General features: G+C 66.7%; 1 pseudogene. It reads right to left on the bottom strand.

Annotated features, from left to right (window positions below):
• Positions 1-29: 29 nt before the first annotated feature.
• Positions 30-315 (bottom strand): annotated as a pseudogene (locus tag G6R25_RS24760) (FtsK/SpoIIIE domain-containing protein); the annotation flags it as partial.

Genomic DNA, 315 nt, shown 5'->3' with positions numbered 1-315 from the left:
ACATTGATGTCACGCAAAGCGACAAAACGTTACCGGGAAAGGCTCAGTGTGCTGATGTCAGCGTCGGTGGGGTAGGCCGCGCGGACCCGGAACGGTTCCCGCCTGCCATCGAGCTTCACATAGCCCGTGCCATGGGCCCAGTCGGGTATTTCATCGCAGCGGGCGCCCCGGCCCCGGGCATCCGACCCGAGGACCATGTCCACCTGGCCGGGTTCATCGAGCCGCAGCGCGACACGCGTCGGGAAAAGCTGCCGGTAGGGGACCACCTCCTTACTCGGGTCCTGGACCGCGACGAGAAGCGCCGAGCCCGGTGCC

The sequence above is a fragment of the Candidatus Frankia alpina genome, assembly GCF_902806485.1.
Classification (GTDB): domain Bacteria; phylum Actinomycetota; class Actinomycetes; order Frankiales; family Frankiaceae; genus Frankia; species Frankia alpina.
The sequence above is the reverse complement of the archived record's forward strand: the minus strand, read 5'-3'. Positions and strand labels throughout refer to the sequence as shown.